Raw genomic sequence first — 26,984 nt, 5'->3', positions numbered from 1 at the left:
ACCTCAATGACTAAACATTAATGCGGTTAATATAAAATCTAACCCCAAAATAACTAATGATGAATAAACAACTGTATTTGTTGTCGCCCGACTAATTCCTTCTGATGTTGGCACACAATCATAACCATTAAATAGTGCAATCCAAGTACTGGCTATAGCAAAAGCAAAACTTTTTACAAAACAATTACCCAAATCATGCCACCAATCAACGTTACTTTGAATGGATGACCAGAAGAATCCAGCATCAATTCCTTTCCAATCAACGCCAACTAACACGCCACCTAAAATTCCCACCGCTACAAAAATAGCCGTTAAAAAAGGTAAACAGAAAAAACCAGCCCAAAAGCGCGGAGCAACAATGCGCCTCAAAGGATCAATAGCCATCATTTCCATACTTGATAATTGTTCAGTGGCTTTCATTAGGCCAATTTCTGCGGTTAAAGCAGAGCCTGCCCGTCCTGCAAAGAGTAATCCGGCAACAACTGGTCCTAATTCTCGTAGTAATGCCAAAGCAACCAACATACCTAAACTGGCTTCGGCACCAAATGTGGTAAGAATAAAGTAACCTTGTAGCCCAAGCACCATACCAATAAATAGGCCGGAAACAATAATAATCGAAAGTGATTGTACGCCAACAAAATAAAATTGTTTAACCAGTAATGGCAATTGTTTGCCAAATTGCGGGGTACCAATTAAGGCACCAAATAACATCATCCCAGAACGACCTATCAAAGCAATGAGACTTGTCAACCATTGTCCCATTTTTGCGAGTAAATTGAACATTATTTAGTACCTCTGCTTAGGTCTAACTTATAATCATCAGCAGGATAATGGAAAGGAACAGGACCATCTGCCAGTCCTTCAAGAAACTGTTTTACACGTAGATCATCATTATCACGTAGTTGTTCTGATGTCCCACCAGCAATAATATGTTGTTCAGCTACAATATAAGCATGATCAGCAATACTCATAACTTCTTTCACATCGTGACTGACCACTATACAGGTTAAGCCGAGAGATTGATTGATTTCAGCAATAAGCTTAACAATTACCCCCATGGAAATAGGATCTTGCCCAGCAAAAGGTTCATCAAACATAATTAAATCAGGGTCAAGCGCGATGGCACGTGCTAAAGCCGCGCGCCTTGCCATGCCACCCGATAATTCTGATGGCATCATATAAGCGGCACCACGTAGCCCAACTGCTTGTAATTTCATTAATACTAAATTGTATAATATTGATTCCGGTAAATTAAGATGTTCACGTAGAGGATAAGCAACATTATCAAAGACGCTTAAATCAGTAAATAATGCACCAGATTGGAATAACATACTCATGCGTTTGCGTACTTCATAAAGTCGAGAACGCGTCATGGTTGGAATATTTTCACCATCAAATAAAATTTGCCCAGATCGCGGTTTTAATTGACCGCCTATTAAGCGTAATAATGTAGTTTTACCAATTCCCGATGGTCCCATAATAGCGGTTATTTTACCTTTGGGAACATTTAGGCTCATATTTTTATAAATTGGCCTTGTACCACGATAAAATGACATATCATGGATTTCTACCAAATTTTGCAATGCATTTGCCACTATGATTTCCTACACTGATGGTTTTAAAATAGGGGTTATTTTACTTGATAATCGAAAATAAAGAAATTAAAAGTAGGAATTACATAAAATGTCTATAATTTAGTTAGCTGTTTTGATAGCTTGTAAAACAAACTGTGAACCAGAGAATAATCTTTTTAAATAGAATATCTCCTGTCAGCTGTCAGATTTCACTAAAGGTGAAAAACTGACAGGTAATATTAGTTACTTTCTAGGTATAAATACTTCACTATTAATTATCTAATTGTAAATTAGTATTTTCAATCACAGGTTGTAATGGCAATGATTTGACTTTTTTTATATGAGTGATTTCTTCTTCATTATCAAATGGAATATTTGAAAAAAGATCATATTTTTGTTTAATATTTGTAGTTTCGATTCCAAGCCAAGTCGCTACACCATTAGTAAAGAACAAGCCTGTTTTGTTGATTTTTATTACCTCTCTAGAAGTATCGTCACTGGACATTTTAATTAATGGAATATGATAGCCTTCTTGTTCATCAGAATGCATTAATTCTGAATTTTTATTTTTAAAATTTCGTGCTTTTATTCCATGATCAGAAAAATATATTATGCTAAAACTTTCATTAGTTTCTTTTAATTTGTTATAAATATCTCGAATCAATTTATCCTCAAAATTAATAATTTGGTTATAACAGTTTATATTTCTATAATCTTTAGTGTATTTTGTCGGGAAATTGAATCGCTCATATCTTTCTAGTACATCACAAACTTCATATGGATGAGGGTCGAGCAGATGAACAACAAAAAAGTTGCGATCATTTTTACGAGATAATTGTAAATATTCTTTAAACTTTCCTAATAAATCATAATCAGTTGTTGTTTCTGCATCTATCATTTTTTGGAAAAAAGAATAATTACTTTTTAATCCTATGCTTGTAATTGGAGTAGCATGCTTGCCAACATAATTTTGGTTAGAAATCCAATAAGATGTAAATCCAGCATCATTAATTAAATCGACTAAATTTAGATTATATTTTGGTTTAAAGTTTTCTTGTAAAGTTAAAAATCTGATTAATGAAGGTACAGTACGAGTAGCAGGGGAGAACATGCCATCAATCACAGTTCCATTAACGTGACTTAAAAAAGGCGTGGTATCTGGTTTATAATTATACATTCCATGGTAAAATTTAGAACCACTTTCACCAATTATCAGAACATAATTTTTATATTGATTTTTAACACTAACGATATTCCAATCATTTTTATTGATATTTTCTCTAAAATCATTTAATTCAATAATTGCATTTTTCGTAGCAAAATATAGTTCTTTAAAAAATACTAAATTAGGTATAAATAAAGCACTACCAATAAAACAAACAACTAAAATTAATTTGTTGTTAATTTTTAGATTATTTTTGTTAACAAATACTTTCCCCCAAAATCCAAAATAGAATAATAGATATAAACTGTATAAAAAATATTTAATTGATATTTTGGATAAAAAACCAGTTGATTCGGCTGTATTGGTTGAATATAACGTGATGAGATAATCGGATGTGATAAAGCCAAATTTTAAACCAATGGGTAAATATAAGGATAAAAATATTATAATTGGAAAGAACAAAAACCAATACAATTTTTTAAATTGTGAAATAAACAATAACAGACAGATAAATGTAACAATATTAATTATACTATATTTTATATCAATGCTCCGAAATAATAGCCATAATGCAAAGCATAATAAGCAGATGTTAATTACATTTATAAATATTTTTTTGTTCAATGTCATTTTTTCTTTTTCCATAAAGATGCTGTAATTACAAGTGCTATCCATATGATAAAACCAATGAAGAAATTATTATTGTCTTTTATCTTTATTAAAATGTCTATAGAAATGGAATATAAAATCAATCCAGATTTCTTTTATTTAATCATGAATTTGGATTTTGAACAATAACAAACGCTTGATTTGGAATGCAAGTGTATTAGAAAGAAATGATACATTCATCATAAAATTGATGTTTATATTGATTGGTTTAGGTATAATCAGTGTATAAACTGTATGTTATGCATCATTTTATGTCGGTTACCTTATTCTAAAATCAGATAATTTATTCATGTCTTGCTTTACGCGCCAAGTAGTTGCCCATACTTTGTACAAATTGAACTGTGATAATAAGTATAATGACGGTGACAATTACTGCGGTGGTATCAAAGCGTTGGTAACCATAGGAAATTGCTAAATCACCAATACCCCCAGCGCCGACAGCACCTGCCATGGCAGTTGCATTGATTAGACCAATGGTAGCAGTGGTTAAAGTAAGGATTAAAGAACTAAACGCTTCAGGTAACATAAAATGCCAAATAATTTGTAGCGGAGTAGCCCCCATTGATTCGGCAGCTTCTATGATGCCTTCATCCACATCCAGCAAAGAATTTTCAACTAACCGAGCAATATAAGGCGCAACATAGATTGTTAAAGGTACGATAGCTGCGGCTAAGCCAATTGAGGCACCTACAATTAGTTTAGTAAACGGCAGAATAGCGACTAATAAAATAATAAAGGGTAACGATCTCACCATATTAATAATCGGATTAAGAATACGGTATATTTTGTGGTTTTCTAGTAAGCCCGAAGGTCTGGTGGTAACTAAGCAGATACCGAGCGGGATGCCGAGTGAGGAGCCAATGATCAAAGCGAAAAATACCATAATCAGTGTTTCATAAGACGCTTCGACAAATTGGATTGCGGTCAAATTTGTTGAAAAAGAAGATGCTAAATAATTAATAATATTATTGAATATTTCCATTTTAGTTAATCTCCCAATCATGAATTTCAGATACTTGCACGCCATTTTGGCGCAAATAATGTACTGCATCATTGATATCACTATCAGTCCCTTGTAATTGCACAAACATGCTACCAATAACGGTTTTTTGGATTTCTGACATATGGGCAAATAAAATATTGACTACCACTTTTTGTTGTAAAATAAGAGAATTAACTACAGGTTCAGAGGCTGATAGCCCGAGGAATTCAAGTTTAAACAATTTGAAATTATGTTTAATTTCTTCGGTTGCTAGTAAATTTTCGACCACACCGGAAGGAATTTGGTCATTTATGACAGAACTAACAAAATTTTGCGTTGTTGGTTGCTGAGGGTGACCAAACACCTCAAGCACATTACCATGTTCAATAATTCTACCTTTTTCCATAACAGCTACTTTATGGCAAATTTGCTGGATAACATGCATTTCATGGGTGATTAATACCACGGTGATTTTATACTGTTCATTAATTTTTTGGATTAAATCTAAAATTGCTTGGGTTGTTTGTGGATCAAGCGCTGAAGTAGCTTCATCACAAAGTAAAATGTCCGGATTATTGGCGAGTGCCCGAGCAATGCCAATGCGTTGCTTTTGCCCACCAGATAATTCTTTGGGATAGCTATTAGCTTTATCTTTTAAACCCACAAATTCAAGTAACTCCCCCACTTTTTGTTCAATGTTATGTTTGCTTTCTTTAAGTAAAATTAATGGGATAGCAACATTTTCAAATACTGTTTTCGATTCAAGTAGATTAAAGTGCTGAAAAATCATACCAATTTTTCGCCTTACTTTACGCAATTCGTTATTAGATAAATCGTTAAGGGTTTGATTTTGTATTATCACTCTGCCTTGCGTCGGTTTTTCTAAAAAATTGATTAAGCGAACTAAGGTACTTTTGCCGGCGCCACTATAACCAATAATGCCAAAAATATCGCCTTTATTAATGGTTAAATTAATGTTTTGTAGTGCTTGGGTCGTAACCCCATTACGCTCATATTGCTTGGATATATTTTCAAATCTGATCATTATATTGCCTATTTATTATTATGTTTTAAATCGATAAGTGCTTGTTTAGCCAGTTCATATAGATAATTAATTGCTGGGTTTATCATATCCGGATTGATTTGAAATTTTGGATGGTGCAGGGCATGTGGACTTTGCGAACCAAGATTTATAAAAGCTCCGGGTACTAGGTGTAAGTAATTAGCAAAGTCTTCACCGCCTAATCCTGGTTTAAAATCGACCACTTCATAACCTGTTTGTTTGGCTACATGCTTCGCCAATGTAACCCATTTAGCCACATTCATAACTGAAGGCGGACCATCAAACCATCTAAGTTCAGCTTTGGCCCCCATGCTAATAGCCACATTTTCAACAATACTGATTAATTGCTGTTTTACTTTCGATCTGACTTCAGGAGTTAAAGTTCGAACAGTACCCTCCATCTCGACTTTTTCTGGGATGACATTCCAGGTATTACCACCTAAAAATTTAGTAATACTGACAACCACAGGATCTAAACCACTAATAGTACGACTGGAAATGGTTTGAATGGCACTAACAATTTGGGCGCCAATGACAATAGGATCGATCCCCGATTCGGGTCTGGCAGCATGTGCACCGACGCCGGTTATTGTAATTTCTATGCGATCAACATTGGCTGAAAATGGACCGGCACATGAAGCCATTTGCTTAACAGCTAAGTTAGGATTATTGTGTAACCCAAGTATTGCATCCACACCATTAAGTGCACCGATATCTATAAAATGTAAAGCGCCACTAAAATTCTCTTCAGCTGGTTGAAACAGTAAGCGCACTGTACCTTGTAAATTAGTTTCTTGAGCTTTAAGTAGATAGGCGGCCCCCATCAAAACTGATGCATGTAAATCATGACCACAAGCGTGCATAACTTCGCGATTTTGGGAGCGATAATCTAATTCGGTTTGTTCATCAATTGGTAACGCATCAATATCTGCCCGCAAAGCTAAAACGGGTGATCCTGAGCCGATTTCAGCAATAACCCCAGTTTTTGCGCCCAATTCTAATATGCGGATATTAGCTTGTTGTAAATAAGATCGTAATCGTTTGGTAGTTTCAAATTCCTGATTAGAAAGTTCAGGATGTTGATGTAATTCCTTAAAAAGTTTATGGATGGTGTTTGCAACAGAATTAGTCATAGTCTTTTCAACGCTTAATCATTAATCATGAGTTAAACGGTAGCACATGTTAAATTGTTGCTCTAATAATCGTTTTTTATATCTTATTCCTTTTAGTTATAAGTTAGAATAACTTGGAATAAATGAAGTGTTTTTTCTGTGCTAGAGTGTGTAACATCACTAGCTTATAAGGATCATCAACATGAAAAATTACTTTAGCAAACCGAATTTATTTAAATATATTGCCGTAACATTATTAGCCAGTTCAGCATTAGTGATTAATGCTTGTGATAACTCAGCCAAGTCAGCCAATAATCAAACTAAAAAAGAAATTAGTATGGGGGTTTCGCCAGGACCGTATAATGACCTTTTTAGAGATGCGGTTAAACCGATTCTTGAATCAGAAGGCTATAAAGTGAAGTTAGTGAATTTTCCGCATTTACTTGAGTCAGATGTGGCATTAAGTGAAGGGAGTATTGATTTGACGGTGGCGCAACATACCGCTTATATGGATGTATTTAATCAGCAACGTAAAGCTAATTTGAAACCAGTTGTCCATGTGCCATCAGTACCGGCCGCGATTTTTTCTAATAAGTATACATCGTTAAAACAAGTGTTTAGTGGTGCGAAAGTGGCTATTCCGCAAGATGCGTCCAACGCTGCACGCTCATATAATTTATTAGAAAAAGCGGGTTGGATTAAATTAAAAGCGAATACTAACCCAATTATTGTGAATAAAAATGATATTGCACAAAATATTGCAGGCATTGACATTATTGAAATGGATTCGGCTAATATTCCGCGAGTACTTAATGATTTAGATTTTGCCGTGATCCCGGGGAGTATTGTTTATTCTGCCAAGATTGACTCAAACAAGGCACTATTGTCGGAAACTATTGTTCCTGATTTAGAAATCATGGTGGTGGTTAATGGTGGTAATGAAAATAGTCAATGGGCACAAGATGTTAAGCGTATTTACCAATCGCAGCAGTTTAAAGATTATATGCAAGCGCATAACCAAAATGGTTATTGGGTGATGCCACAACAATAAAAGTAGATTAAGCCTGTTTAATAACAGGCTGTTTAATATTTTGCCATGTGCTGATCTACAGTTAAAGCCCAAGCATCAATACCACCGGTGAGATTATAAATATCATCAGCTTCAAAGCCATTTTCAACTAAATAATTGGCAACATTAAGGCTGCGATTACCATGATGGCAATAAATTACAATAGCCACATCGTCAGGAATTTGATCTAAATACAATGGGATCAGCTTCATCGGAATGTGAGTGGCACAAGCAATGGCACAAATTGCAACTTCGTCATCTTCGCGTACATCTAATAAAAAAAGCTGTTCATGTTGATGTATTTTTTGCGCTAACTCTGTTGGCGTTATTTCTTTAATTGTTGTCATAATAAAAACTCATTAACAATAGTTGTCAAAATGTTTCAGGTCCACTATACGTTTGCGTATTAATCATGAACTTTAACTTCATTAATCTCATCCTATTTTTAACATAGGATGAGATTGGTTTGATTATGCGGCCAATGCTTTACTAATTTTTTCATAGAGATCTTTAGATAAATGTTCTATTTTCAATAAAGACTCTAAAGCATGGCGCATTTGCTGCTGACGTTTTTCACCATAACGTTTTAAACGAATAAGTGGATCAATTAATCGCGCGGCAACTTGCGGATTTTTCTGATTTAACTCAGTAAGAATCTCAACTAAAAACTGATAGCCACTGCCATCCTCAGCATGGAAAGCCACCGGATTATTATTCACAAAAGCGCCAATAAGCCCGCGGATTCGGTTTGGGTTGCTAAGGGTAAATGAACGGTGAGTTAATAATTTTTTCACAGTTGTCAGCACTTGTTTATCCGGACTAGTAGCATTTAAGGCTAACCATTTATCCATAACCAGTCCATCTTGATACCATTTATTATCAAAATCAGCCAATAATTCAGCACGACAATCAAGCTCCGCTTTGACTGCAGTGGTTAAAGCAGCTAAACAATCAGTCATATTGTTAGCATGATAATATTGTTGGCTAACTAACGTATTGGCTTGAGTTTTATTGTCAGCATAGGCGAGTAAGGCTAAACAACAGTTTTTTAAGGAACGTTTAGCAATATCGGCATGATTAATATGATACTCAGCAGTTTTATTATGCTGATAAACCGCATTAAGTTCGTCATAGAGTTCATTAGCAAAACGTGTTGATAAATAATGACGCACTTGGTAAATCGCAATTGGATCAACTACTGTAAATAAATTAGCTAACTCATTTTCTGAAGGCAAGGTTAAAATTTGCGCAATCAGTGCAGGGTTAGTTGTGTCTGAAAGTAATACCGCTCTGAAAGTATCTATTACCGATTCAGGTAAGACTTGCGGCATATTTTGTTTATAATTATTGACATTTAAACGGACATATTTTGCCAAGAGCATCTGCGCAGCATCATAACGGCTAAAGGCATTGCTGGCATGTTGCATAAGGAAAATCAAATCACTATCTTGATAATCATAGCTTAATTTAACTGGTGTAGAAAAATCGCGTAACAACGAAATAATCGGTTGTTCTGGCACATTATCAAATATAAATTGCTGTTTAGCTTGCGTTAAATTTAGTACATGATGGACCATTTCGCCGTGAGATTGCAATGCAATCACTTCGCCATTGTGTTGATATAATTCAATATCAAGTGGAATATGTAGCGCATGTTTTTGTTGTTGGTCTTGGGTGGCTGGCGTATATTGTTCAACTGTTAAGGTATATTGTTTAGCTTGAGCATCATAACTATCAGTGACGGTTAGTTCTGGTGTACCTGATTGGCTATACCATAATTTAAATTGGGTTAAGTCAATGTCTGAGGCATCTTGCATGGCGGCAACAAAATCATCACAAGTGGCAGCGCTACCATCGTGGCGTTTGATATAGAGCTTCATTCCAGCTTGAAATTTTTCTTCACCTAACAGGGTATGCAGCATGCGAATCACTTCGGCACCTTTTTCGTACACGGTTACGGTATAGAAATTATTCATCTCGATGACTTGTTCAGGGCGAATAGGGTGTGACATTGGGCTGGCGTCTTCCGCAAATTGTACGGTGCGCATTAATTTGACATCATTGATACGTTTTACGGCTCTTAATCCGCAGTCAGAAGTAAATTCTTGATCACGAAATACGGTTAAACCTTCTTTTAAACTGAGTTGGAACCAGTCACGACAAGTCACTCGATCGCCAGTCCAATTATGAAAATACTCATGACCAATAACTGATTCAATGCCTAAATAATCGTCGTCAGTTGCAGTTTCTGGCTTGGCAAGCACATATTTGGAGTTAAAGATATTAAGGCCTTTATTCTCCATAGCCCCCATATTAAAGAAATCCACCGCCACAATCATAAAAATATCTAAATCATATTCTAGACCAAAACGCGTTTCATCCCAGCGCATAGCATTTTTTAAGCTGGTCATAGCCCAATGAGAACGATCTAAGTTACCTTTGTCGACATAGATTTCTAAATCCACTTTACGTTTTGATTGAGTGATGAAATGATCTTTTAAAATATCAAAATCACCAGCCACTAAGGCAAATAGGTAACATGGTTTTGGAAACGGATCTTGCCATTGCACCCAATGACGACCATCAGCAAGTTCGCCTTGAGCAATACGGTTACCATTAGAAAGTAGGTAAGGGTAGTTCTGTTTGTTAGCGGTAATCCGTGTTGAAAATCTGGCTAACACATCGGGTCGATCCAAATAATAGGTAATATGACGAAAGCCTTCCGCTTCACATTGGGTGCATAGTGCTTCGCCAGAGACATATAAGCCTTCAAGTGCAGTGTTATCAATCGGTTTGATTTCGTTAACGATAGTCATGGTAAATTCAGCAGGAACATTACGGACAATTAAGCCTGTATCTGTGATTTGGTAATCATGCCAAGGTTGTTCGTCTATATTGATGGAGATTAATTTAAGATCTTCGCCATCTAACATTAACTCATTGACGGTATTATTTTTCTGAATAACATGGCTGCGAGCGGTGACCGTAGTAAGTTCAGGGGCTAAATCAAAATCGAGATCGATATCAGTAATGGTAAAATCGGGTGCCTTATAATCAAGGCGATATTTGGCAATCGGTTTAGTTTCTGTGGTATTTTTACTCATTGTTTGCGTGCCTTTAATGTAGATACTTAATTAACGAATTAGAACATTATAATAAATTAATATGTTAAAAAGGCGATTACTATTCTCATTGCAACCTAATTAGTTGAAAGATCTTATTAACAAAATTAATGTATAAGTGGGTTAAATCATTTAAACAACTTTAATAACTCATTATAGCTGATTAAAAATAATCTGATTATATAATTAAGCTATATCTTCATTATTATTCTGCTATAATCAGCAGTATTTTTTAAAGCACTGATAATTAATTCATTATGTTACCTGCTATCATTACATCAATATTAGATACTGATGCTTATAAGTTGCATATGCAACAAGCTGTTTATCATCATTATCCCGATGCAACTGTAGTTGCCGAATTCCGTTGCCGTAGTGATGATTTATTAGGGCAATATGTTGATGAAATCAAACATCAAGTTAAATTGATGGAATCATTGGCTCTTTCTGAAGATGAATTTAACTATTTATCACAAATGTCTTTTTTTAAGTCGGATTATTTAAATTGGCTAAAAAATTGGCGTTTCAATAGCGAGTTACTTACCATTGAAAATCAAGAAGGTCTGCTTGTTATTCGCATAGCTGGGCTTTGGTTAGATGTGATTTTATGGGAAGTGCCATTATTGGCGGTGATTAGTGAAATTGTGCATAAAGATCGTTCGCCTAATATTGGTGTTCCTGAGGCTTTAGCACACCTTAAAGATAAATTAGCAACATTCAATCAAAAAACAGCTGATTTAGATATGTCTGGCTTTAATCTGATGGATTTTGGTACCCGTCGGCGTTATTCTTTTGCAGTGCAAGAAGCGGTAGTGAGTTATTTACAAACTAATTTTAAAAATTTCCATAGTACCAGTAACTATTTGCTGGCTTATCGTTTGGGATTAACACCTGTTGGCACTCAAGCACATGAATGGTTCCAAGCTCATCAGCGTTTAAGTCCTAACTTAGAAGATTGCCAAAAAAATGCATTGCAAGTTTGGTTAGATGAATACCCACATGATTTGGGTGTGGCTTTAACAGATTGTATAACTATGGATGCATTTTTACGTGATTTTGATGTGTATTTTGCGTCACATTATCAAGGTTTACGTCATGATTCCGGTGATCCTATTGAATGGGGTGAAAAAGCGATTAACCATTATCAGCAGTTAGATATTGATCCTAAAACCAAATTATTGGTATTTTCTGATAGTTTAAATTTTGATAAGGCTATTAGAATATATAGACACTTTAATCATCGAGTGCAATTATCATTTGGTGTGGGGGGATTTTTAGCTTGTGATATTCCATCAACAAATGTCAATACTAAAGCGCTTAACATTGTACTGAAATTGACCGAATGTAATAATCAATCTGTTGCTAAATTATCGGATAGCCCAGGTAAAACCATATCTCAGGATTTGGACTTTATTGATGAATTAAAACGTACATTTAGTGTTAAACATTAACACAAATATTTTTTTAAAATATACCTGTATTACTATTAAATATAACTTATAGACCTAAATTAATAATATAGAGATGGATAATTAACATGAATTCAGTTGCACCTATTGTCGATGTGTTACAAGGAAAAATTGCTATTGGTAGCACAATTTCAGTTCAAGGTTGGGTAAGAACTCGCCGTGATTCTAAAGCCGGTATTTCATTTCTGGCTGTATACGATGGTTCTTGTTTTGATCCTATTCAAGCGGTAATTGAAAAATCTTTACTAAATTATGAACAAGATGTATTACGGTTAACCACGGGTTGTTCGGTTAAGGTTACAGGTAAAGTAGTTGAATCGCCAGGGCAAGGTCAAAAATATGAATTACAAGCGACTGCTGTCGAAGTCTATGGCTTTGTTGAAGATCCTGATACTTATCCAATGGCAGCAAAACGTCATTCCATTGAATATTTACGTGAAGTCGCCCACTTACGTGCAAGAACCAATATTGTTGGAGCAATAACACGAGTACGCCATACGCTTGCCCAAGCTATTCATCAATTTTTTGATGAACGTGGCTTTTTTTGGCTTTCTACGCCAATTATTACCGCATCGGATACTGAAGGTGCGGGTGAAATGTTTCGGGTATCTACTCTCGATTTGTTAAATCTACCTAAAACAGATAAAGCACACATAGATTTTGATAAGGATTTTTTTGGTAAAGAGGCATTTTTAACCGTTTCTGGTCAGTTAAATGCCGAAACTTATGCTTGTGCTTTATCTAAAGTCTATACTTTTGGTCCAACGTTTAGAGCGGAAAATTCCAATACTACTCGCCATTTAGCGGAGTTTTGGATGATGGAACCAGAAGTCGCTTTTGCAGATCTTAACGATAATGCCAAATTAGCTGAAGACATGTTGAAATATGTGTTTAAGGCAGTGCTTGAAAAGCGTGCCGATGATATGCAGTTTTTTGCGCAGCATGTTGATAAAGATGCGATTAATCGCCTTGAAAATTTCATCCAAGCTGACTTCGCCCAAGTGGATTACACCGATGCGATTACTATTTTGCAAAATTGTGATGCCAAATTTGAAAATCCAGTTAGTTGGGGAATTGATTTAGCCTCTGAGCATGAACGTTATTTAGCTGAACAACATTTTAAAGCGCCAGTGGTTGTTAAAAACTATCCTAAAGACATAAAAGCCTTTTATATGCGTATGAATGATGATGGAAAGACAGTTGCCGCTATGGATGTGTTAGCCCCAGGAATTGGTGAAATTATTGGTGGTTCTCAGCGTGAAGAACGTATAGATATGTTAGATAAACGCATGGATGAAATGGGACTCAAAAAAGAGGATTACTGGTGGTATCGTGATTTACGTCGTTATGGTACCGTACCTCACTCAGGGTTTGGTTTAGGATTTGAACGTTTAATTGTGTATGTAACGGGAGTACAAAACGTTCGTGATGTCATTCCATTCCCAAGAACGCCGCGTAATGCCACTTTTTAATTAGATAAAAACCACAAACCGATACATTTCTCGGTTTGTGGTAAAAAGAAATGAAATCAACTTTTAAAAGCTCAAAAAACAAGCAATCGAACCTTTTGACAGCACTTTTTTCAAAAAGTTCACTTGCTTTTAAAAAAAATTTATACATAATTTACACTACTGTAAAAAGTAAATAAAAAGTAATAGATAAAAATATTATTTTTGGATGAATGAACATTGTGTAAAAAAAGACATTAATTTATGGATAGTGTCTTTTTACAATAATAACCATGAGGGTAAGAAATGAAACGAAATCTATTAGCAATCGCTATTCCTGCGCTTTTAGTAGCTGGAGCAGCAAACGCTTCTATTGAAGTATGGAACAAAGATGGTAATAAAGTTGACTTTTATGGTCGAGTAAAAGCTGTTAACCATATTACTGATCGTGCACAAAAAGATGAAGGTGATGGCACATCAGCTCGTTTAGGTATGTCTGGTCAAACCCAAATTACTGATAGCATCACAGGTTATGGTCGTTGGGAATATGAAACCAAAACTGGTAAAGGTTCTTGGGATGAAACTCGTTATGCATTTGCTGGTTTAAATTTTGGTGATGCTGGTTCATTTGACTATGGTCGTAACGATGGTGTATTAAAAGCAATTACTGCCTATACTGATGTATTACCAGAATTTGGTGGTGATGCGTCTAACAATAACTGGTATGTATTATCTAAACGTACAAAAGCTGTTGCAACTTATCGTAATAATAATTTCTTCGGTTTAACTGATGATATTAGTTTTGCATTACAGTATGCCGATAATGGTGATAATTCTGATTCTAGAGATCGCTTCAAAGGAAGTTCAAAAGAAGCGTGGGGTGCTAATGTACAGTGGCGTATTTTTGATACAGGCTTAACTGCTGGTGCTGGTTATGCGCAAACAGCAGGTAGTTCTGATCGTAATAGCACATGGTCAACTGGTCTTAAATATGATAATTATAATCTATATTTAGCAGCTAACTACTTCCAAAGTAAGTTTAAAAATTATTATACAGCAGTATGGAGAGATGGAGTTACTAAAGATCTTGATAAAAAAATGAGAGGTTTTGAATTAGTTGCTCAATATGGAATCGATTTAGAAGTTGGTCGTTTGACTCCGTCTATAGCTTATGTTCAACATAAAATAAAAAGAGATTCTGCTAATTTTGTAAGAGGCAACTATCGTTATATTTCTCGCGGATTCAATTCACCAATGGAGAAATATGTTTCAGTTGGTGCTACTTATGATTTAAATAAAAACTTCAGTACTTTCATAGAATATCAATTCAATCTACTTGATAACGACGACGAGGGTGCAAAGAACAGAACTACGAACCAACGTTATAAGAAACAAAATAAACCAGGTACAAAAGATGTGTTAGGCATTGGTATGATTTACCAATTCTAATAACTTAATATCTGATCTAAAAAAGGCACTTTAGTGCCTTTTTTATTTTTTTTACATTTCATTTTCATAAAAACCACATTCCGTGCTTAAAATAATTTTTTTTATGTATTAAAATAAAATGAATTTCGCAGAATTTATCTAATCGTTATTGTTAATCCACAATATAAGCAATAACATCTTGTATATTGTTAATAATAGATATCAAAGTAATAATATAATTACTAACAATTAGTAATTATTTATTAAATCAAGAACAAATTGTTCGCATCTTATATAAAAAAATACCTATGAGGGTAACAAAATGAAACGTAATCTATTAGCAATCGCTATTCCTGCTCTTTTAATTGCAGGAGCAGCAAACGCTTCTATTGAAGTGTGGAATAAAGATGGTAATAAAGTTGACTTTTATGGTCGAGTTTATGCTTTAAATTATCTCACTGATCGTAATAATCAAGCAGGTGAAGGAGATAAAACCACTGCCCGTCTTGGTATGTCAGGCCAAACCCAAATTACTGATGCCATTACCGGCTATGGTCGTTGGGAATATGAAACTAACACTGGGAAAAAATCAGACAACGAAACTCGTTATGCCTTTGCTGGTTTAAATTTTGGCGACTTTGGTTCATTTGATTATGGTCGTAATGACGGAGTGTTAAAAACCTTAACCTCTTATACTGATGTGTTACCAGAATTTGGTGGCGATGCTTCTAATAATGATCTTTATGCATTAACAGATCGAACTAAAGCTGTTGCAACTTACCGTAATTCAGATTTCTTTGGTTTAGTAAACGGATTACGTTTTGCTGTACAATATGCTGATAATGGTGATAATAGTTCAACACAGAACCTAAATAAATCTGATCGAAGTAATGGTCATGACAGTGCTGAAGCTTGGGGTACAGTAGTAGATTGGGATGTATTGGATACTGGTTTATCTGTAGGTGCTGGTTATGCCCAAACTGGTGGTCATAAAGATGCAAAAGCATGGTCTGTAGGTATCAAATACGATAATGACAATCTTTATTTAGCAGCCTTATATATGCAAGGTAAACAAAAATACGGTTGGGACAATGCATCAACTACTAAAAGTGCCGATGACTTAAAAACTAAAGGTTTTGAACTTGTTGCGCAATATGGCATTGATTTTGAAATTGGTCGCTTAACCCCTTCGGTTGCTTATATTCAACATAAAGTTCAAGATGCTTCAAGCTTTTCAAGAAGTGGAGACGCCGGACTTAAAGGCAATGATTTAGCTAAATATGTTGATGTCGGTTTAACTTATGACTTTAATAAAAATCTACAAGCAATTATTGACTATAAAATCAACTTGTTAGATAAAGATGATATTGGTGCCCGTCGTGCTCTATATGATGGTGAAAGATTTAGTACATCTCAAATTAAAGCAACCACTAAAGATACAGTGGCACTTGGTTTAATTTATCAATTCTAGTCAAATTTATTTTTAGATTATTAAAGGCACTTAGGTGCCTTTTTTATTATCTATTAATTTTTAAATATCACTTGCACTTTTATAGATAGTCTGCTAAAAAACTAAAACAATAATAATGGATTAGGATAACAACAATGCTATATACTACTCGTAAATTGTTAGCAAGGAAAAATATTGCCTTAGTAGCGCATGATCATTTAAAAGATGCATTGTTAAATTGGTGCAAAAAAAATCGCGAAGAACTTTCTCATCATAATTTATGTGCTACGGGAACGACCGGTACTTTAATTAAAAAAGAAATAGGACTTAATATAACGCCAATGCTAAGTGGCCCAATGGGTGGAGATCAACAAATTGGTGCATTAATTGCAGAAGGGAAAATTGATATTCTTATTTTTTTTTGGGATCCTCTTAATGCAGTGCCTCACGATCCTGATGTGAAAGCATTACTACGTTTATCAACTGTATGGAATATTCCTGTTGCAACCAATCAAGCAACCGCCAATGCGTTAATCCAATCATCAATTTTTACCAACGAAGTTGAAGTTGACATTCCTGATTACCAAGGTTATTTAGCAGAACGGATAAAATAAATGCCAATCCCTTCACAAATTCGTAAAACAGGTAAACGAATATTATTATTAGATAATTTATTTATTGTTCTAGGATTTTATGTCGTTTTTCCACTAGTTTCGACTCATTTTGTCAGTCAAGTGGGTTGGAGTGCATTATTTGTTGGTTTTGCCTTAGGCTTTCGTCAATTTGTCCAGCAAGGTTTTGGGATTATAGGAGGGGCAATAGCGGACCGCTTTGGCGCAAAACCAATGATTGTTTGGGGCATGTTTTTACGTTGTATTGGCTTTGTATCGATGGCCATTGCTAGTGAGTCATGGTTGTTGCTTCTTTCTTGTCTACTTTCGGCGCTGGGAGGATTATTATTTGATCCACCAAGAATGGGCTTGACGATCAAATTCACCCGCCCTCACGAACGTGGTAAATTTATTTCATTGTTAATGATTCAAGATAATGCCGGGGCAGTTATTGGTGCTCTTATTGGTGGCATTCTTATTGATTATGATTTTCAATTAGTGTGTTGGTGTGGTGCTGCTATTTTCTTCTTATGTGGTCTGTTTAATATATTCTTTTTACCCGCTTATCATATTGCTATAGGCAAAGCGCCTATAATCAATGGTATGAAAATGGTTTTGCAAGATAAAAAATTCACACGTTATGTGCTAACTTTAACTGGTTACTATGTATTGTGGGTGCAAATTATGTTAATGCTGCCTTTAACCATTACAAATGTGTCTGGTAGTCCAAGTTATGTGAAGTGGATGTACGCTATTCAAGCTGGCATTTCATTGCTATTACTCTATCCGTTAGCGCGTTTAAGCGAAAAATTTTTCCGACTAGATCAACGACTCAAATTTGGTTTATTTTTGATGTCATTTGGTTTTATCATCATCGGTTTTACCAACGAACTATCAATTTTATTATCATTAATTGCATTGTTTTATTTAGGTGCGATTATTGCTGAACCGGCACGGGAAACACTATCTACTGTACTGACTAATCCTAGAGCGAAAGGCAGTTATATGGGTTTTAGTCGATTAGGGCTTGCGCTAGGCGGTTTTATTGGTTATACCGGCGCTGGTTGGTTGTATGATATAGCTATGCGGATAAATTTCCCACATCTGCCTTGGATTGTACTTACTGCAATTGGTTTATTGACACTTGGTTATTTACAATATCTATTTAAAGATGAGCCACCAATGGTACGAGTTAAAACAAGGAAGATTGGGTAACTTCACCATTTTTAAATAAAATTACCTCACTAGTTTGCAGTTTATGCCAAACTTCGTTTGAAGTAAGTGGTAACGTTGAAATAATAGTAACTACATCATCTGGGGTAGTGTGTTTTTGGAAATCAATTTCTACATCTTCATCAATTAACTTAGCTTTACCAAAAGGCGCTCTTCTAGTGATCCAATGTAAATTAGTTGAACAATATGCAAAAACGTATTGACCATCAGAAAGCAGCATATTAAATACTCCAAGCTGACTTAATTCATCCGCACATTGCTGAATATAATTAAATAATTGTAGATCATCATCTGGTTTGTGCGGATATTTTTGGTGTAATTGATTAATTAGGTGACAAAAAGCATATTCACTATCAGTTGAACCAACGGGTTGGAACAATCCCATTGCTAGTTGTTCATAATCAGTTAATTGTCCATTGTGGGCAAAAGTCCAGTTTTTACCCCATAACTCACGAGTGAATGGATGAGTATTTTCAAGTGCCACTCCGCCACGATTAGCTTGTCGAATATGAGCTATAACAGCCTTAGATTTAATTGGGTATTCTTGTACCATTTTAGCAATAGGCGAATAGCTACAAGGCTCAGGATCTTTAAAGGTACGACAACCTTTGCCTTCATAAAACGTAATTCCCCAACCATCTTTATGAGGACCTTTGTCTCCACCACGCTTAACCAAACTTGTAAAGCTAAAGCAAATATCGGTTGGTACATTAGCACTCATGCCCAATAATTCACACATTTACGCTGGCCATCTCTTTTTCAATTAACATTATTAAAATATGGATAACTTTGATATGGATTTCTTGCACACGATCTGCATAGCCAAAATGTGGAACACGAATATCGACATCAGCAAGCCCATTCATTTTTCCACCATCTTTACCCGTAAGGGTAATTATTTTCATTCCTTTCTGTTTTGCAGCATGGATTGCTTTAATAACATTAGTTGAGTTCCCTGATGTAGAAATACCTAACAAAACATCACCTTGTTGACCTACACCTTCCACATAACGGGAAAAAATTGAATCAAAGCCATAATCATTGCCGACACAAGAAATATGGCTAACATCAGATATAGCAATAGCTGGGTAAGCAGGGCGATTGTCGCGGTAGCGACCAGTTAACTCTTCAGCAAAATGCATGGCATCACAGTGGGAACCACCATTGCCACATGACAAAACTTTACCACCGTGTTTAAATGAATTAGCAATTAATAACGCTGCTTTTTGAATTTGTTTAAGATTATTTCCATCTGAAACAAAATTGACCAAAACATCGAGGGCTTGATTTAACTCATCCCGAATATTATCAATATACATCAATACTACTCCATCAACAAAAATTTTATTAACCATTGTAGTTTGTTAAAAAACACTTGCAAGTGATAAAAGAATTTTTTTCGATTACGCTAATAAATTACTATCTATTATATTGTTAGTTTAGAAATTATAGTGAATTAAATATGACTTATTGAAAAATCAACATACAGAAAGGTTTTAAATAGATTGACAATACTAAATATATTTAGCAATAGTCAAATTTTCCTATTTTATTTCTATGCCTAATAGATCATTGTTATAGCGTTATTTGCTAATAGGATAAGCCTGTAAGTTATGATACAATTATCGCAATTTTTTCATATATACACATACAGAGATAAACAAACTGCATTTAAAATCAAATGACAAGGAATTAATATGCAAACAGTTGAAGGGCTAGTTGCTGCGCCAAAGGCTAAAGTGGCAATTATCGTGGCTCGTTTTAATCATTTTATTAATGATAGCTTGGTAAATGGGGCTATTGATGCATTAACTCGCATTGGTCAGGTAGACAACAAAAACATTAGCGTGATTTGGGTGCCTGGTGCTTATGAAATTCCACTAGCAACAAAAGTTGCAGCACAATCTAAAAAATATGATGCAATTGTTGCATTAGGTACAGTAATTCGTGGTAGTACTGCTCATTTTGATTTTGTCGCGGGAGAATCAAGTTCGGGTTTATTAAATGCAAGTTTAGAATTTTCGATACCTGTCGGATTTGGTATTTTAACTACTGAAAGTATAGAACAAGCTATTGAACGTGCAGGAACCAAAGCGGGTAATAAAGGTGCTGAAGCCGCTTTAACAGCACTTGAAATGCTAAATATTATTAAAGCAATTAAGGAGTAATTTAGTGGCATCAGTTAATCCTCGTCGTCGAGCAAGAGAATGTGCGGTACAAGCAATCTATTCTTGGCAGATTTCAAAAAATGATCTTGTTGATGTTGAAGCAAGTTTTATCGCAGAACAAGATATGAAAGGCGTTGATGCTAAATATTTTAAAGAGTTACTTAATGGTGTAGTAAAGAACACTATTGATTTAGATAATAAAATGGCCCCTTACCTTACTGAACGTTCAGTTGATGAATTGGGTCAAATTGAGTTAGCTATACTTAGAATTGCACTTTATGAATTAACGAAACGTCAAGATGTACCTTATAAAGTGGTAATTAACGAAGCAATTGATTTGACTAAAACGTTTGGTGCTGAAGATAGCCATAAATTTGTAAACGGTGTATTAGATAAAATTGCTCCAACAATTCGTACCCGATAACAGAGTAATAGCGAGAGTTCTATGAGCGAGAATCACCCAAAAAACAGTCCGACTATTTTCTATACTAAAAGTAGCGAATCAAAGAAATCTTTCTATTCAAAAGAAAATAAAACTAAAAAAGGTAAGAAAGATCGTGATAACCGAAATTTCAAGTTTAAGCCAAAAATAAACAGTAAAAATGATGATCGTATTGAAACGTTTAAGCCTGAGATAGACAAAGTTAATTATTCTAAAACAAATGTTGAATCTAAAAATGAAAAATCTCACTATAGTACATCAGTAAAAAATGCCTCGCCATGGCAAAAAAAAGTACGAGACAATGAACAAATGCCAACATTTGGTTACGATGAACATCGTCAACGAAAAGAAGAAACATTAGTTTATAGTGAAAATAGTTGTAAATCTGTCTTTAAACATCGGCGTTCTGCAATTATAAAAATGTTTATAACGCAAGAAATGACTTATCAGTTTAAAGATGTAATTGAATGGCTAATAAAACAGCATTTAGGTTATGACGTAGTTACTAGTGAGCAAATTACTAAACTAACTCAAACTCCTCACCATGGTGGTGTGTGTTTAATTATTAAAAAACGAATCCCTTTATTATTAGTAGATTATTTAGAGAAATATGGCAATAAAAAGGATTGTGTTTTAGCTATTGACGATGTAAGTAATCCACATAATCTAGGTGGGATAATTAGAAGCGCTGCTTTTTATAAGGTTAATGGCGTAATGTTACGTCAAACTAGCCTGCTTGACACTGGTGCGGCTATGCGGGTTGCAGAAGGTGGTATTGAAGCTCTTGAATCGATTAAAAGTGATGATTTTGTTGCTTCATTAGATCTATTTAAACAATATGGTTATCAAGTCGTGGTTTTATTGCCTTGTCCCGTAAAGTCAATTGACTCGCGGGAATTGCATCAAATTCAATTTCAGAAAAAAATTGTATTAGTTATTTGTCAGCAAATTAATTTGAAACTGACTAATTGTGCTGATGTAGTTGTTCATTTAAAAGGTAACGACAATATGCCAGCACTAAATATCTCAGTTGCAACGGGTATTTTATTATCGGCTTTACAATTGTAAAAATCTGTTTTGCCTTTTATCGATAACCAATTTAAATACTTTAAATTATTTTTTGATATTAAGTATAACAAATAGCATCATTTGATTAGAAAATGGATTTTTTTTCTGTACATTGATACCAAATTCTTAAGAGTAGTGGTAATAGTTATGGCAACAAACAATAAAGTTGGTTTAATTTTTGGTAAGTTTTATCCTTTACATTGTGGACATATTTACTTAATTGAAAAAGCGTTGTGTCAAGTAGATGAACTGCATATCCTTCTCGGTTGTGAAATAGTACGTGATAAACGACTTTTTGATAAAAGTCGCTTACCAAAACAACCCCAAGTTAGTGACCGTTTTGCGTGGTTAAAAGAAACATTCAAAGATCGTTACAATATTCATCTTCATGTTTTGGATGAAACAGGTATTAAAGATTATCCAAACGGTTGGCAAGAATGGAGTGAACGAGTTAAATGCATTTTATCTGAACATAAAATCAATCCAACCGTTATTTTTACAAGTGAATCGCAAGATGTAAAAAATCATCAGCTATATTTTAATTGTCCAGTCGTGACTGTTGATGCTGACAGAGAATTTATGCCAATCAGTGCCACTGAAATCCGTGAAAATCCTTATAAAAATTGGTCTTTTATAGCTCAAGCAGCAAAACCTTTTTTTGTCAAAAAAGTTGCCATTATTAGCAAATATAAATTAAATGATCTACCTATTCAATTTGCTAACATTTATAATACGCAATATGTACCTAACGGCTATATCAATTACATACAGCGTGAAATATCAACAAGCCATAATCAACGTTATTTAAGTGAATCAGATTATATCAAAATAGCTATGCTACAAGTAGAACGCATAGCTAGTGCAGAACGGGTTGCCAATAAATTATTATTTACTTCAATCGATTTTGCTACGCTGGCACAATGTTATCGCAAGATCTTTCAAAAAGAACATGATGTTTTAAAAGCATTAACTGAGAATTATCATTTTGATTTAGTTATTAATGAAACGGATTTAAACCCACACCATTCGTCATTACAACATTTTGAGACAATATCCAAGATGGTGGAAGCATTATTGATTTAGTTCATCACATTTATTATTGCTTATGCTAGAATAATCTAATTATTGGTGATCGGTAATTTTTTATGTCTCAATCTTCAGATAAACAAAATAATTCTAGTCAAGAAAAAATTGATTTTGGTTACACTCAAGTCCTAAAACAAGAAAAAGTTAAACGTGTTGCCGACGTCTTTCATTCTGTAGCCAGTAAGTATGATGTAATGAATGATTTAATGTCATTTGGAATTCACCGTATCTGGAAAAAAATCACCATTGAATACAGTAGTGTACGTAAAGGTCAAAAAGTCCTAGACCTTGCTGGGGGTACTGGTGATTTAACCGCCAAATTTTCCCAACTTGTCGGTGACGATGGCTTAGTGGTGCTGGCCGATATTAATGAATCAATGTTAAAGGTTGGCCGTGATAAACTGCGTGATAAAGGGCTGTTTAAAAATATCGAATATGTTCAAGCCAATGCTGAAGAATTGCCTTTTGCTGATAATTATTTTGACTGCATCACTATCTCATTTGGTTTACGTAATGTGACAGATAAAGATAAAGCGCTGTGCTCGATGTGGCGAGTATTAAAACCAGGTGGACGTTTATTAATTTTAGAATTTTCTAAACCACAATATCAAATTTTAAATAAGGCCTATGATCTGTATTCTTTTACCATGTTACCGTTAATGGGTAAAATAGTAGCCAATGATGCTGATAGTTACCGTTATTTAGCTGAATCAATCCGTATGCATCCAGATCAAAAAACATTAAAAAAAATGATGGAAAATGCAGGTTTTGTTGATGTTAAATATCACAACATGACTGGTGGTATTGTTGCATTGCATACCGGTTTTAAATTTTGATGTGATAATAACTAATGACATTTTTTCGACTATATACCATATTATCGGTAATTAAAGCTTATCGATTGCAAGAATTGTTGCCAGCTCATCGAGCTTCCAGATGGCTACAATTTTTGTTGATCTGTTTATTTTGGGTTAAACCTAAAGGTAAACAACTTGAAATTGGTGAGAGACTGCGCCATGCACTCCAGGATCTGGGACCTGTCTGGATAAAATTTGGGCAGATGATCTCAACCCGGCGCGATGTATTACCACAGCATATTGCTAATGCTTTAGCTAAATTACAAGACCATGTAAAACCGTTTGATGGTCAAACAGCTAGACAAATTATTGAGTCAGCACTTGGTCAACCTATTGACTATTATTTTTCCAATTTTGATGAAATTCCTTTAGCATCAGCATCCATTGCTCAAGTTCACACCGCTATATTAAAACGCAGTCAAGCCGAAATTGTTATCAAAGTTATACGTCCCAATATTTTACCAATTATACAATCTGACATAGATCTTATGTTTTGGGTAGCCAAACAATGCACCAAACGCATTAAATCGGGTGAAAAATTAAGGGCTGTAGAAATTGTTAATGACTATCAAATGACTCTATTAAAAGAATTAGACTTGCAACAAGAAGCTTATAATACTGCAAAATTACGCGCTAATTTTATAAATAGCGATATTTTGTATATACCTTATGTTTATCAAGATTTATGTCGAAAAAATGTGTTAGTTGAAGAACGCATTAAAGGGGTACCGATTGCCGATATTGCGCAACTTAAACAACATAATGTCAATATGAAACTGCTTGCAGAACGAGGAGTTCAAGCCTTTTTCACACAAGTGTTTCGCGACAACTTTTTTCATGCAGATATGCACCCGGGTAATATTTTTGTCGATATTAGTGAACCCCAAAATCCACGTTATATAGGTATTGATTGTGCAATTGTTGGGATTTTAAGTGATGATGATCAACGTTATTTGGCAGAAAATTTTTTAGCATTTTTTAATCGAGATTATCGCAAAATAGCTGAAACTTATGTTTTATCAGGCTGGGTACCTGAAACTACCGATATCACTGCGCTAGAAATGGCAATGCGCAATGTGTGTGAACCAGCTTTTGCTAAACCATTAGTTGAAATTTCTTTTTCTCAGATTTTATTTGAATTATTTCAAGTAGCTCGTCAATTTGATATGGATATTCAGCCACAATTAACCTTACTCGAAAAAACCTTATTTTATATTGAAGGCATAGGACGGCAACTTTATCCGGAACTTGATTTATGGCAAACAGCTAAACCATTTCTAGAAAAGTGGTATGAAGATAAATACAGTGCTAAAAAATTAGTACAACAAGTTTGGGCGTCATTACCACAATGGCGGACTATGTTGCCAGAATTACCTGCAAAATTAAATGATTATGAAAGAATAGCTAAACGAATGACAAATCAACTAAAACAAATAAATGAACAATTACAACATAGTCGCCAACGGCAACGGCATTTAATCGTTATTATTTGTATAGTTAGTTTGATTTATATTATTACACTGGTTACTCATTAGTAAGCCTATTTAGGATCGAGTAATTTGCGTGTATAATTTAATTACTTAACCAGTTGGAGATAGTTATCATGATGCCAAGTTTACCCCAGCTATTAATACTAATTGCCGTGGTCGTATTGTTATTTGGAACTAAAAAATTACGTTCATTGGGATCAGATCTTGGCGCCTCCATTAAAGGTTTCAAAAAAGCCATGAATGATGACGAAGATAAAAAAGAGCAGGATATTGCTAATAAAGTTGAAAATCATGTATCAGCAAGTGATAATGATGATAATAACAAAAAAGAGTAGCCTGTGTTTGACATTAGCTTTGGTCAATTACTTTTAGTATTAATTATCGGACTAGTTGTATTAGGCCCAGAGCGCTTACCTATTGCTATTAAAACGGTAGCTCGTTGGATAAAAGTGCTACGCCGCATGTCGGCAACCGTTCAATTAGAGTTGAATAAAGAACTTAAATTACAAGAGTTACAAGATAGTCTCAAAAAAGCCGAGCAAAGTGGTTTAAAAACTCTAACACCAGAACTCCAAGAATCTATTGATGATTTAAAGCGAGTAACCGAATCAATACAAAAAGAAATCGATTCAGTAACTTCAACTGATACTAATATTAATGCAAATAAAGATAAATCATGACAGAAGACGCTACTCAACCTTTAGTTGGACATCTTGTTGAACTCCGAACTCGGCTGTTACGTTGCATTATTTGTATTTTGCTAGTGCTGGCTTGTTTGCTCTATTTTTCTAATGATATCTATCACATTGTTGCCAATCCCCTTATTCGCCAACTCCCTAAAGGGAGTAATATGATTGCTACCGATATTGCCGCGCCTTTTTTCACACCGATCAAACTGACCGCCGTCGTAGCCATTTTTATTTCGATTCCTTATGTGCTTTACCAAATATGGGGATTTATTGCACCGGCGCTATATCAGCACGAAAAACGTTTAGTTATGCCGCTAATTATTTCCAGTACTATCTTGTTTTATATTGGGATTGCGTTTACTTATTTTGTGGTATTCCCTTTGGCTTTTTATTTCTTCATTCATACGGCGCCAATTGATGTGGCAATCAATACCGACATTACTAAATATCTAGATTTTGTAATGACATTGTTTGTGGTATTTGGCTTCGCTTTTGAAGTGCCGGTGGCCATTATTTTACTCTGCTGGACTGGAGTCACGACTCCTAAAAGTTTACGCAAGAAGCGTCCTTATATTATTGTTGGCGTATTTGCTGTAGCTATGTTCGTTACTCCGCCAGATGTATTTTCGCAAATATTGTTAGCTGTACCTATTTGTTTATTGTTTGAAATTGGTACCTTTTTCGCAAGGTTTTATCAACCTCGTAGTAATGAGCGATCTGAAGTCGAATCAGATCATCAAACTGGAGATCAGCAATAAATAGATAAAGGTAAACATAATTATAAATAAG

The 26,984-nt window shown here is 34.7% G+C and carries 25 protein-coding genes and 1 pseudogene; 16 read left to right on the top strand and 10 right to left on the bottom strand.

Annotation, left to right across the window (positions count from 1 at the left end; translation table 11 throughout):
* Positions 1-3: 3 nt before the first annotated feature.
* The 6 genes from mlaE to Q0K76_RS01620 all read right to left on the bottom strand — a co-directional run bounded on the left by mlaE (position 4) and on the right by Q0K76_RS01620 (position 6,586).
* A complete protein-coding gene (gene mlaE, locus Q0K76_RS01645; protein WP_363322372.1) occupies positions 4-786 on the bottom strand; it encodes a lipid asymmetry maintenance ABC transporter permease subunit MlaE in 783 nt (260 codons plus the stop codon).
* Positions 783-1,595, bottom strand: coding sequence for a phospholipid ABC transporter ATP-binding protein MlaF (gene mlaF, locus Q0K76_RS01640; protein WP_294610258.1), 813 nt, complete (start codon positions 1,593-1,595; stop codon positions 783-785). Before mlaF ends, mlaE begins: the two co-directional genes overlap by 4 nt.
* Before the next feature lie 250 nt (positions 1,596-1,845).
* On the bottom strand, positions 1,846-3,384 hold the full coding sequence (locus tag Q0K76_RS01635; protein ID WP_294610255.1) for a phosphoethanolamine transferase: 1,539 nt from the start codon (positions 3,382-3,384) through the stop codon (positions 1,846-1,848).
* Between the two features lie 307 nt (positions 3,385-3,691).
* Positions 3,692-4,390 (bottom strand): methionine ABC transporter permease, encoded by a 699-nt coding sequence (locus Q0K76_RS01630; protein WP_294610252.1) that lies wholly within the window; start codon positions 4,388-4,390, stop codon positions 3,692-3,694.
* A 1-nt stretch (position 4,391) separates the two neighbouring features.
* The gene (locus Q0K76_RS01625) at positions 4,392-5,435 is read right to left on the bottom strand and encodes an ATP-binding cassette domain-containing protein (RefSeq protein ID WP_294610249.1); all 1,044 of its coding nucleotides are present in this window, start codon (positions 5,433-5,435) and stop codon (positions 4,392-4,394) included.
* 8 nt (positions 5,436-5,443) lie between these two features.
* Complete coding sequence (locus Q0K76_RS01620; protein WP_294610247.1) at positions 5,444-6,586, bottom strand: amidohydrolase; 1,143 nt, start codon at positions 6,584-6,586, stop codon at positions 5,444-5,446.
* 181 nt (positions 6,587-6,767) lie between these two features.
* Here Q0K76_RS01620 and Q0K76_RS01615 point away from each other — a divergent pair, with 181 nt between their 5' ends.
* Positions 6,768-7,616, top strand: coding sequence for a MetQ/NlpA family ABC transporter substrate-binding protein (locus tag Q0K76_RS01615; protein WP_294610244.1), 849 nt, complete (start codon positions 6,768-6,770; stop codon positions 7,614-7,616).
* A 32-nt stretch (positions 7,617-7,648) separates the two neighbouring features.
* Here the strand turns inward: Q0K76_RS01615 and Q0K76_RS01610 are convergent, their stop codons facing one another.
* Both Q0K76_RS01610 and pepN read right to left on the bottom strand, forming a co-directional pair.
* Positions 7,649-7,981, bottom strand: a complete 333-nt coding sequence (locus Q0K76_RS01610) for a rhodanese-like domain-containing protein (RefSeq protein WP_294610241.1) — start codon at positions 7,979-7,981, stop codon at positions 7,649-7,651.
* 123 nt (positions 7,982-8,104) lie between these two features.
* Complete coding sequence (gene pepN, locus Q0K76_RS01605) at positions 8,105-10,738, bottom strand: aminopeptidase N (protein ID WP_294610238.1); 2,634 nt, start codon at positions 10,736-10,738, stop codon at positions 8,105-8,107.
* A gap of 275 nt (positions 10,739-11,013) precedes the next feature.
* On the opposite strand from pepN, the gene pncB reads away from it, so the two are divergent.
* The 6 genes from pncB (at position 11,014) to mdtH (ending at position 18,377) form a co-directional block, all read left to right on the top strand.
* Positions 11,014-12,207 carry a nicotinate phosphoribosyltransferase gene (gene pncB / locus Q0K76_RS01600; protein ID WP_294610235.1) on the top strand — a complete coding sequence of 398 codons (1,194 nt, stop codon included), beginning with the start codon at positions 11,014-11,016 and terminating at the stop codon, positions 12,205-12,207.
* Between the two features lie 86 nt (positions 12,208-12,293).
* Positions 12,294-13,697 (top strand): asparagine--tRNA ligase, encoded by a 1,404-nt coding sequence (gene asnS / locus Q0K76_RS01595; RefSeq protein WP_294610232.1) that lies wholly within the window; start codon positions 12,294-12,296, stop codon positions 13,695-13,697.
* Between the two features lie 282 nt (positions 13,698-13,979).
* Positions 13,980-15,122: a porin gene (locus Q0K76_RS01590; RefSeq protein WP_294610229.1), complete on the top strand. Its 1,143-nt coding sequence runs from the start codon at positions 13,980-13,982 to the stop codon at positions 15,120-15,122.
* Positions 15,123-15,423: 301 nt separating this feature from the next.
* Positions 15,424-16,572, top strand: coding sequence for a porin (locus Q0K76_RS01585; protein WP_294610226.1), 1,149 nt, complete (start codon positions 15,424-15,426; stop codon positions 16,570-16,572).
* 134 nt (positions 16,573-16,706) lie between these two features.
* Complete coding sequence (locus Q0K76_RS01580; protein ID WP_294610223.1) at positions 16,707-17,165, top strand: methylglyoxal synthase; 459 nt, start codon at positions 16,707-16,709, stop codon at positions 17,163-17,165.
* Positions 17,166-18,377, top strand: coding sequence for a multidrug efflux MFS transporter MdtH (gene mdtH / locus Q0K76_RS01575; protein ID WP_294610221.1), 1,212 nt, complete (start codon positions 17,166-17,168; stop codon positions 18,375-18,377).
* Here the strand turns inward: mdtH and Q0K76_RS01570 are convergent.
* Positions 18,355-19,134, bottom strand: a complete 780-nt coding sequence (locus Q0K76_RS01570; RefSeq protein WP_294610218.1) for a class II glutamine amidotransferase — start codon at positions 19,132-19,134, stop codon at positions 18,355-18,357. The genes mdtH and Q0K76_RS01570 overlap by 23 nt on opposite strands.
* Positions 19,127-19,714: a D-sedoheptulose 7-phosphate isomerase gene (lpcA, locus tag Q0K76_RS01565; RefSeq protein ID WP_294610215.1), complete on the bottom strand. Its 588-nt coding sequence runs from the start codon at positions 19,712-19,714 to the stop codon at positions 19,127-19,129. The genes Q0K76_RS01570 and lpcA overlap by 8 nt, the downstream gene beginning before the upstream one ends.
* A gap of 378 nt (positions 19,715-20,092) precedes the next feature.
* Between lpcA and ribE the strand changes: the two genes are divergently transcribed.
* The 9 genes and pseudogenes from ribE to tatC all read left to right on the top strand — a co-directional run bounded on the left by ribE (position 20,093) and on the right by tatC (position 26,953).
* Positions 20,093-20,563, top strand: a complete 471-nt coding sequence (gene ribE, locus Q0K76_RS01560; protein ID WP_294610212.1) for a 6,7-dimethyl-8-ribityllumazine synthase — start codon at positions 20,093-20,095, stop codon at positions 20,561-20,563.
* 4 nt (positions 20,564-20,567) lie between these two features.
* Positions 20,568-20,987 (top strand): transcription antitermination factor NusB, encoded by a 420-nt coding sequence (nusB, locus tag Q0K76_RS01555; protein ID WP_294610209.1) that lies wholly within the window; start codon positions 20,568-20,570, stop codon positions 20,985-20,987.
* A 21-nt stretch (positions 20,988-21,008) separates the two neighbouring features.
* Positions 21,009-22,073 carry a TrmH family RNA methyltransferase gene (locus Q0K76_RS01550; RefSeq protein ID WP_294610206.1) on the top strand — a complete coding sequence of 355 codons (1,065 nt, stop codon included), beginning with the start codon at positions 21,009-21,011 and terminating at the stop codon, positions 22,071-22,073.
* A gap of 147 nt (positions 22,074-22,220) precedes the next feature.
* Complete coding sequence (gene nadR, locus Q0K76_RS01545) at positions 22,221-23,156, top strand: multifunctional transcriptional regulator/nicotinamide-nucleotide adenylyltransferase/ribosylnicotinamide kinase NadR (RefSeq protein ID WP_294610203.1); 936 nt, start codon at positions 22,221-22,223, stop codon at positions 23,154-23,156.
* A 62-nt stretch (positions 23,157-23,218) separates the two neighbouring features.
* Positions 23,219-23,995, top strand: a complete 777-nt coding sequence (ubiE, locus tag Q0K76_RS01540; protein WP_294610200.1) for a bifunctional demethylmenaquinone methyltransferase/2-methoxy-6-polyprenyl-1,4-benzoquinol methylase UbiE — start codon at positions 23,219-23,221, stop codon at positions 23,993-23,995.
* Between the two features lie 14 nt (positions 23,996-24,009).
* Positions 24,010-25,551, top strand: coding sequence for a ubiquinone biosynthesis regulatory protein kinase UbiB (gene ubiB / locus Q0K76_RS01535; RefSeq protein WP_294610197.1), 1,542 nt, complete (start codon positions 24,010-24,012; stop codon positions 25,549-25,551).
* Positions 25,552-25,616: 65 nt separating this feature from the next.
* Positions 25,617-25,841: a twin-arginine translocase TatA/TatE family subunit gene (tatA, locus tag Q0K76_RS01530; RefSeq protein ID WP_363322371.1), complete on the top strand. Its 225-nt coding sequence runs from the start codon at positions 25,617-25,619 to the stop codon at positions 25,839-25,841.
* 3 nt (positions 25,842-25,844) lie between these two features.
* Positions 25,845-26,138: pseudogene (gene tatB / locus Q0K76_RS01525) on the top strand (Sec-independent protein translocase protein TatB); the annotation flags it as partial.
* A 44-nt stretch (positions 26,139-26,182) separates the two neighbouring features.
* The gene (tatC, locus tag Q0K76_RS01520) at positions 26,183-26,953 is read left to right on the top strand and encodes a twin-arginine translocase subunit TatC (RefSeq protein WP_363322364.1); all 771 of its coding nucleotides are present in this window, start codon (positions 26,183-26,185) and stop codon (positions 26,951-26,953) included.
* The last annotated feature ends 31 nt before the right edge of the window (positions 26,954-26,984 follow it).

The sequence above is a fragment of the uncultured Gilliamella sp. genome, from assembly GCA_945271295.1.
Taxonomy (GTDB): Bacteria; Pseudomonadota; Gammaproteobacteria; order Enterobacterales; family Orbaceae; genus Gilliamella.
Note: the sequence above shows the minus strand (reverse complement) of the source record. Positions and strands in the feature narration are given on the sequence as shown.

What these genes read in the sequence shown, in the direction of transcription:
- Q0K76_RS01570 (WP_294610218.1), bottom strand. Translation starts at nt 19,134, where the DNA reads ATGTGTGAATTATTGGGCATGAGTGCTAATGTACCAACCGATATTTGC.
- Q0K76_RS01615 (WP_294610244.1), top strand. Translation starts at nt 6,768, where the DNA reads ATGAAAAATTACTTTAGCAAACCGAATTTATTTAAATATATTGCCGTA.
- mdtH (WP_294610221.1), top strand. Translation starts at nt 17,166, where the DNA reads ATGCCAATCCCTTCACAAATTCGTAAAACAGGTAAACGAATATTATTA.
- nadR (WP_294610203.1), top strand. Translation starts at nt 22,221, where the DNA reads ATGGCAACAAACAATAAAGTTGGTTTAATTTTTGGTAAGTTTTATCCT.
- Q0K76_RS01585 (WP_294610226.1), top strand. Translation starts at nt 15,424, where the DNA reads ATGAAACGTAATCTATTAGCAATCGCTATTCCTGCTCTTTTAATTGCA.
- ubiE (WP_294610200.1), top strand. Translation starts at nt 23,219, where the DNA reads ATGTCTCAATCTTCAGATAAACAAAATAATTCTAGTCAAGAAAAAATT.
- Q0K76_RS01550 (WP_294610206.1), top strand. Translation starts at nt 21,009, where the DNA reads ATGAGCGAGAATCACCCAAAAAACAGTCCGACTATTTTCTATACTAAA.
- Q0K76_RS01630 (WP_294610252.1), bottom strand. Translation starts at nt 4,390, where the DNA reads ATGGAAATATTCAATAATATTATTAATTATTTAGCATCTTCTTTTTCA.
- tatC (WP_363322364.1), top strand. Translation starts at nt 26,183, where the DNA reads ATGACAGAAGACGCTACTCAACCTTTAGTTGGACATCTTGTTGAACTC.
- asnS (WP_294610232.1), top strand. Translation starts at nt 12,294, where the DNA reads ATGAATTCAGTTGCACCTATTGTCGATGTGTTACAAGGAAAAATTGCT.
- Q0K76_RS01635 (WP_294610255.1), bottom strand. Translation starts at nt 3,384, where the DNA reads ATGGAAAAAGAAAAAATGACATTGAACAAAAAAATATTTATAAATGTA.
- pepN (WP_294610238.1), bottom strand. Translation starts at nt 10,738, where the DNA reads ATGAGTAAAAATACCACAGAAACTAAACCGATTGCCAAATATCGCCTT.
- Q0K76_RS01625 (WP_294610249.1), bottom strand. Translation starts at nt 5,435, where the DNA reads ATGATCAGATTTGAAAATATATCCAAGCAATATGAGCGTAATGGGGTT.
- Q0K76_RS01620 (WP_294610247.1), bottom strand. Translation starts at nt 6,586, where the DNA reads ATGACTAATTCTGTTGCAAACACCATCCATAAACTTTTTAAGGAATTA.
- Q0K76_RS01590 (WP_294610229.1), top strand. Translation starts at nt 13,980, where the DNA reads ATGAAACGAAATCTATTAGCAATCGCTATTCCTGCGCTTTTAGTAGCT.
- ubiB (WP_294610197.1), top strand. Translation starts at nt 24,010, where the DNA reads ATGACATTTTTTCGACTATATACCATATTATCGGTAATTAAAGCTTAT.
- pncB (WP_294610235.1), top strand. Translation starts at nt 11,014, where the DNA reads ATGTTACCTGCTATCATTACATCAATATTAGATACTGATGCTTATAAG.
- Q0K76_RS01580 (WP_294610223.1), top strand. Translation starts at nt 16,707, where the DNA reads ATGCTATATACTACTCGTAAATTGTTAGCAAGGAAAAATATTGCCTTA.
- ribE (WP_294610212.1), top strand. Translation starts at nt 20,093, where the DNA reads ATGCAAACAGTTGAAGGGCTAGTTGCTGCGCCAAAGGCTAAAGTGGCA.
- Q0K76_RS01610 (WP_294610241.1), bottom strand. Translation starts at nt 7,981, where the DNA reads ATGACAACAATTAAAGAAATAACGCCAACAGAGTTAGCGCAAAAAATA.
- lpcA (WP_294610215.1), bottom strand. Translation starts at nt 19,714, where the DNA reads ATGTATATTGATAATATTCGGGATGAGTTAAATCAAGCCCTCGATGTT.